This window comes from Myxococcus sp. XM-1-1-1 (assembly GCF_020037095.1).
Classification (GTDB): domain Bacteria; phylum Myxococcota; class Myxococcia; order Myxococcales; family Myxococcaceae; genus Myxococcus; species Myxococcus fulvus.
Window position 1 is genome coordinate 1 of sequence record NZ_JAIQDH010000051.1, and the last position, 6,138, is coordinate 6,138.

The 6,138-nt window shown below is 67.2% G+C and carries 5 protein-coding genes; 3 read left to right on the forward strand and 2 right to left on the reverse strand.

Annotation, left to right across the window (positions count from 1 at the left end; translation table 11 throughout):
* Positions 1-428 (reverse strand): DUF932 domain-containing protein (locus tag K8640_RS42175; RefSeq protein WP_223752251.1); only part of this gene is annotated, 428 nt, incomplete at its 3' end.
* A 285-nt stretch (positions 429-713) separates the two neighbouring features.
* Here K8640_RS42175 and K8640_RS42180 point away from each other — a divergent pair.
* Together K8640_RS42180 and K8640_RS42185 are read left to right on the forward strand one after the other, a co-directional pair.
* On the forward strand, positions 714-2,630 hold the full coding sequence (locus K8640_RS42180; RefSeq protein WP_223752252.1) for a serine/threonine-protein kinase: 1,917 nt from the start codon (positions 714-716) through the stop codon (positions 2,628-2,630).
* Between the two features lie 12 nt (positions 2,631-2,642).
* A complete protein-coding gene (locus K8640_RS42185; RefSeq protein WP_223752253.1) occupies positions 2,643-3,578 on the forward strand; it encodes a DUF2381 family protein in 936 nt (311 codons plus the stop codon).
* 126 nt (positions 3,579-3,704) lie between these two features.
* On the opposite strand, the gene K8640_RS42190 is transcribed toward K8640_RS42185, so the two are convergent.
* Positions 3,705-4,202, reverse strand: coding sequence for a hypothetical protein (locus K8640_RS42190; protein WP_223752254.1), 498 nt, complete (start codon positions 4,200-4,202; stop codon positions 3,705-3,707).
* 730 nt (positions 4,203-4,932) lie between these two features.
* Between K8640_RS42190 and K8640_RS42195 the strand changes: the two genes are divergently transcribed.
* The gene (locus tag K8640_RS42195; RefSeq protein WP_223752255.1) at positions 4,933-5,724 is read left to right on the forward strand and encodes a DUF1016 N-terminal domain-containing protein; all 792 of its coding nucleotides are present in this window, start codon (positions 4,933-4,935) and stop codon (positions 5,722-5,724) included.
* The last annotated feature ends 414 nt before the right edge of the window (positions 5,725-6,138 follow it).

Genomic DNA, 6,138 nt, shown 5'->3' on the forward strand with positions numbered 1-6,138 from the left:
TCGTGGCCGGTGTAGCCCAGCACGTAGCGGCGGATGGGGCTCTTGTCGCCCCGGACGCGCAGCGGCTCGGGCAGCTCGCCCAGCAGCCAGCCACGCACGCCATTGCGGCCCAGCGTGCCCGCCGTGTGGAAGATGGCGCCCACGCCACCGGCCGCCTCCACCAGCGTGCGGGCCACCTCCTCGAACTGCACCACCTCGTAGCCCTTGTGGACGGTGGCCAGGTACTCGCCCGTGTCGCTCCGGAAGAGGCCCTTGCGGTCCGGGATGGGCTCCTCCATGGGAGGCGAGAAGAGGGGGCGCTCGACGGCGGTGTAGAAGCCGGCCGCCTGCACCACCTCCTCGTAGGTGCTGGCGGTGGGCAACTGCGTGCCCAGGCCGTGCCAGGGCTCCTCGCCGACATAGGCCATCTGGTGGATGTCGTGAGACATGGTGCTCCTCCTCGTGGTGAGGGCGCACCTCGGGCATGACGGACGTGGAGCGGGTGCTCCTCGGCCCGTGTGACTCGCGGTACGCCGTGCTGCGGGTTGGGGTTGGAGGAAGGCGCCCAGCCCGGAAGGGACTGGATGCCAGCGGAAGCTTCCGCCATGGCTCTTATGCCGAGGTGCGGGCGGGAATTGCCCTCGGAGGGCGGACCACCGCCCAACCGGGGAAGTAGTTGCCCTCCCGAGGCATCTCGGGAACCTGCTAGGTTGGGCCCGAGGTCAGCCACCCCGATGCCCCTGCACGCGGAAAACTTTCAGGTGTACCCGGAGGCGCTGGGGCCCGGCACGGAGGTGGGCACCTGGCGCGTGATGGAGCGGCTGGGCGTGGGCGGCTTCGGCGCCGTGTATCGCGTGGAGGACATGGCCCGGCCCGGCGAGTTCTACGCGCTGAAGCTGGCGCTGCGTCCCGGGGACGAGCGGGCCGAGCGTGAAGTCACGCTGCTCATGGTCAAGGCGGTGCACCCCAACGTTGTGCGCTTCCACGCCTGCGGCCGGTGGCCCCACCCGCAGACCGGCTATCTCTACTTCGTCATGGATTGGGTGGCCGGCCGACCGCTGGACACCTGGGCCGAGGAGGTGAACCCGAACTTCCGTGAGCTGGCGCAGGCCGTCGGCAAGGTGGCCCTGGCCTTCCATGCGCTGCATGGGGCGGGGGTACGGCACCGCGACGTCAAGCCCGTGCACATCCTCATCCGGGAGGCGGACGGGGAGCCGGTGCTCATCGACTTCGGCATCGGGGACTACGCGGGCGCGGCCACCATCACCGAGCAGACGGTGCCCCCGGGCACGGTGCACTTGCGCAGCCCCGAGTCGGTGCGCTTCCATCGGGCGAACCACGGACGTCCGGGAGCGCGGTACGAGCACCAGCCCACCGATGACCTGTTCGCGCTGGGCGTCAGCCTGTACCGGGCGGTGACAGGGCACTACCCGTTCCCGCCGCACCTGCCGCCCGACATGCTGTACCTGGCCATCGAGGCCCAGACGCCACCGACGCCAGCGGACTTCAACCGGCGCACGCCTCGGGCGCTCAGCGACGTCATCATGCGGCTGTTGGCAAAGCAGCCGCAGGAGCGCTACCCAACGGGAGCCGAGCTGCACGCGGCGCTCATGGCGGCGGTGAGCTTCGGCAAGTCCGTGGCGTGGGAGGCCAGCCTCTTCGAGTGGGACGAGAAGCAGGGGACCGAGCTGGAACCCAGCGCTGCCCCCCGACGTCGCATCCGCCGGCCAGAGTGGCCCACGTACTCCGGCACGCCACCCGCACCCAGGTTGGTCATCGCCCCTGCCTTGCCCTTCGTCCGGCGCCCAGACCGGCGAGACGTCGTGGAACTGGGGCAGGAGCCGCCAGTAGAGGCGCCTCCCGTGCACCAGCGGCTGCGCTCGCCGGTGCTGGTGGTGGCCGTGCTGCTCGTGGGGGTGGTGGGCTTGGCCGCCTGGGGGATGCTGCTGCTGGAGGGCGGAGTTGCACCCGATGCCAAGGTGCCCTCGCCGCCGTCCAACGTGGTGACGCGCCCCGCACCTCTCCGTGAAGTAGCGCCCGTGGAGGCGCTACCGGAAGCTGTCCCCGCCACAGCTCCGCCCATGGTGGAGGCAACCGGTGTGGCCGCCGCGCCTCTCGCGGCGCTGACGAAAGAGGATGCACCCGTGATGAAGGAGTCGATGCCGTCTGCCAGCGCGTTGAAGAAGGTGGGGATGAAGGCCCTGGGCGTGGCGGGGGCGTGTCTCAACCTCGCCTGTTCCGGCCCCCAGGTACGTCCTGCTCCGCCACCGGAAGAGTGCCCGCCGGGCGCCTTGGAGGCGATGAAGGAGCTGGGCATCGAGCTGGGGGACGCCCAGGTCTTCGTCTTCGACGTCATCAAGGGCGAGCCCCACGTCATCACCGTGCGCGAGGGGAACGCCATCGTGCGGCTGGGGGATGAGTGGAAGGGGCTCCGGGGCGGGGGACTGCTCTACGGCAAGCTCCACCTCGCTGACCGCGTGTATGGCCGCTTCACATGGTTGCGGACGGGCCAGGGCCGCACCTATCCGGTGTGCATCGAGTTGCTCAGCAGCAGCAGAGAGCGTGGCCTGGAGCGGAAGCCCGGAAGTGATGCCGACTCCGCCATCATCTGGACGACCGGGCGTGCGAATCCCGTGGACCACTTCGAGTGAGGGTGATGTCCCATGTCCGCTTCGTCTTCCGCCGCGCTGGTGGTGCTCTCGCTGCTGATGGGAACGACGGTCCGTGCAGAGGCGACTGCCCCTCCATGGAATGCGGGCGTGCGGCAGCTTGAGCTTCCGGCGGAGCCCACCGGCAACGAGCCCGAGGTGCACATCAGCCCGGGGGTGCCCACCACGCTCGCCTTTGACGCGGAGCTGCTGCGGGACAAGGAGGGCAAGGACACGGTGGCGCTGGAGAAGCGGGAGTCCTTTGTCCTCGTGGACGTTGGCCAGGCCACGCTCCGGCTCCTCCCCTCGGACACCTTGAAGAGCGGGGAGCGGCTGCGGCTCATGGTGCGCTTCAAGGACGGTGCGGCCCCCGCGGCTGCGGCCTTCACCCTCGTGGTGCATCCGGCCCGTGCGGAGCGGCTGCTAGAGGTGTCTCGCGCCCCGCGCACCGCCGCGTCCTACCAGCGGGAGGCGAAGGAGGCGAAGGTGGAGGCCCAGTGGTGCCATGAAGAGCTGGAACGGGAGCGTGCTGAGCGCGGAGGCCCGGGAGGGCTCCTGGGACTCATCGCCGCCGGGCAGATGGACAACACGGGGGTATCGACCCGCTTGCTCATCGAGGCCGTCACGAAATCCCCCGGAAACGCCCTCGTGACGCTGGAGGTCTATAGCTACCGGGCCGCCGGACGGGTGGCGGTGGAACTGGTGATGGAGAACCCGCAAGGCGAGCCGCCATGGTCAACCGCGGGAGCGATGCTGACGGACAGTACGGGCATGGAGTTGAAGGTCCTGCCGGTTTGGCAGCGAGGCTTTGTTGAAACGGACAGGAAGCGGCAACACATCGCGGTGGAGGCGCTGGCCACGCGAGAGGAGGCCCAGGGCACCTTCACACTCAAGTTGTGGGAGGCGGGCGCCGGCCGCACCGTCACCCTGTCCGGGATTTCCTTCCCGTAACGTGGCCGGTCTGCGCACGGGCGTGGCGCCCAGGGCTAAAGAGGTCTGATGACCTCCGGGTGCCCGCACCGTTGCCGGTGCATGACACCCTCGTGAGGCCCAAGCCCCTCCGGCCGCTGCCGGGTATCACGGAGACGCGGGCGCAGCAGGAGGTGGCGAGCCCTCATCCCGCTGCGAGGGTGCCTCCGGTCTGCCGGCCACCGTCTTCCTCGCGGCCCGCTTCGCCTGAGGCTTGCGCCTGGCCGTCCTGCCAGTGCGCTTCCTGGTGCCGGGAGTGGCCGATGTCCTGGGCGAAGTCCGGGGCTCCAACCTCACGTCGTCTGCATCTCCCGGAAACGGCTCCGGGCTGATGGCGTTGTACGGCGCCCACAGGTGCCGTGCATCTTCCTCCCCCCGAATGACCCGGCGGAGTTGCTGGAGCCGTGCATCCGCCAGGGCCAGGATTGCGACGACAGAGCGGGGCGCCTGCCGGTCAGCCTCCTCGGTTGGCATGTCGTCGTTGGCGAGAAGTTCGGCCATGAACTGGGCCCCGCGCAGGGCGTGCTCCAGGTTGGCCAACTCTAGGTTGAGGCTCACCACCTTCTCCTCGTAACGGTGGGTCGGGGTGTCGTCCTCGTCCTTCATGGTGTCCTCCAGGACGCACGCGCACGGCAAGCCCGGAGGGGCCCTCGTGGCGCGCATCGTGAGCGCGCCCGCAGGGCGCAGGTTGATGGGTGAGGTGCTTCAACGGTGGGTCCGTCACAGCTCTTATGCCGAGCACCGACGTGGACTTACCGTCTGCGTACCGCCGTATCACGTCCGAAGGAGCGGCCTCCGCGCCCCCCGGTATTTCATCCTGCTGGATGGGAATGTGTGACTCGTCACCGACGAGGTGCTGCTGTCGACAGAGCTGGCGTACCTCTTGGAACACGCCAAGACCGGGCCGGGACGAGGTGTTGCGGCGCTTCGGCCAAAAAGGGTACGGGCACCTGTCCCGTATATGGCGAAGCCGAACCGAGGAAGTCCCCCTGGCCGCGGCCAACTCCAGCGTCAGCGTGTCGGAGCCGGGACGGGACGCATAGCAGTGTCCAGCCCGAGATGGTGTTCACAGGCTGCGACAACCAGATTTCAACATGGCCGGTGATACTGGCCTCGTAACAAAGCAATACCGCCAAAAACTGAATTCACATCTGCCGACCGTTGGAAGTTGCACGCCAGTTCACCCGGAAAGATGACCAGTTGACGGACGTACAGGCGACTTCAGGTGGCGGCGTGCGCGCATGGTTCGCACAATGCCCGCGGCGTGGCACGGAGGTGCCGACCACTGGTGCTCACAACGGCGGAGAGCCTGGCGAAGTTGCATGCAGGAGGGCGGATGTCGAATTCACCGGGAAAGAAGGCGAGACGCCATGCTGCAGGCGCGCAAAAGGTAGGTGAAGGGGGCTCCGGTACGTCTGTGGTGGTGAAGGGGATGACGCCTGCGCTGCGGTCCGAGTACGAGAAGTTAAAGAGACTGCTGGCAAGCTCCGAGAAGCAGGATGTCCGGACAAGGTACGAGATTGGGCGTGTCGTTGCTCAGGTCCGGGGGGAGCGTGCGAAATATGGTTCCGACGCTGTCGGCCAGCTTGAGCGAGCTCTCGGGCTCGACGAGAACACGCTGCGCCGATATGAGCGAATTGCCAGCACCTGGACGTCAGCTCAGCTCTCGACTCTGCTGAAGCAGACCAATCCGTATGGAAGGCCACTCTCCTGGTCTCACCTTGACGTCCTTGCCGAGGTCGCAGACAAGAAGAAACGCGAGAGCTTTCTCAAGCAGGCACTGCGTGAGGGCCTTTCGGTAAGGGATCTGGCGAAACGTGTACGAGGTCAGACGCTGTCCCTGGTCGAAGACTCGAACGAGTCCGCGCTTAGCCGGCCCATACTTTCAGCAGTCCGCGAGATGACGGCCCGCGCTGAGAACGTGGTGGAGAGAGTCGAGTCTTGGGAGAAGAGCGTCTTCGAACGTCTCAAGAAGGAGCACTCACCGGAAGTGAACGAATCCCTCCAGAAAGCAAAGGGGGCATTCATGCAGCTCCGCAGCGTGGCTGACGTCGTCCTGAAGCACATTGAAGAGGGATTGGCGAAGGCGGACGTGAACCCGACTACGGTGGGTCGTCCCTGGACGTAAATAACCGTGTCCACCTGCGCGGATTCTCCCAACGTTGGGGGAATCTTCCGGTTTGTGGGAGGCGCCTCACCCTCAATCAGACGCAACTATCCGCATGGGCGAGAGAACCGGAATCCAGTGGTGTGACTCCACCGTCAATCCCACTATGGGCTGCGACGGCTGCGAGTTGTGGGAGAAGGGGCGCCGGATTTGCTACGCGGGCCTCGACCATGAGCGCAAGGCGGGGCGCAGTCTAAACCAACGATCTCGATTCTCGCACGACGTCAGGAGGCGCGCCTGAGGGCGGCTCGGCGCAGGGATGGACAGGCAGAGCGCTGTGCATTCCGCGCGTCGAGGTAGGCATGTACCCGCACCATGAGCTGGGCCATGGTGCGGCAGCGGTGGTTTCGCGTGACGTTTGCGTGCAGGTCGAGC

What these genes read in the sequence shown, in the direction of transcription:
- K8640_RS42180 (WP_223752252.1), top strand. Translation starts at nt 714, where the DNA reads ATGCCCCTGCACGCGGAAAACTTTCAGGTGTACCCGGAGGCGCTGGGG.
- K8640_RS42185 (WP_223752253.1), top strand. Translation starts at nt 2,643, where the DNA reads ATGTCCGCTTCGTCTTCCGCCGCGCTGGTGGTGCTCTCGCTGCTGATG.
- K8640_RS42190 (WP_223752254.1), bottom strand. Translation starts at nt 4,202, where the DNA reads ATGAAGGACGAGGACGACACCCCGACCCACCGTTACGAGGAGAAGGTG.
- K8640_RS42195 (WP_223752255.1), top strand. Translation starts at nt 4,933, where the DNA reads ATGTCGAATTCACCGGGAAAGAAGGCGAGACGCCATGCTGCAGGCGCG.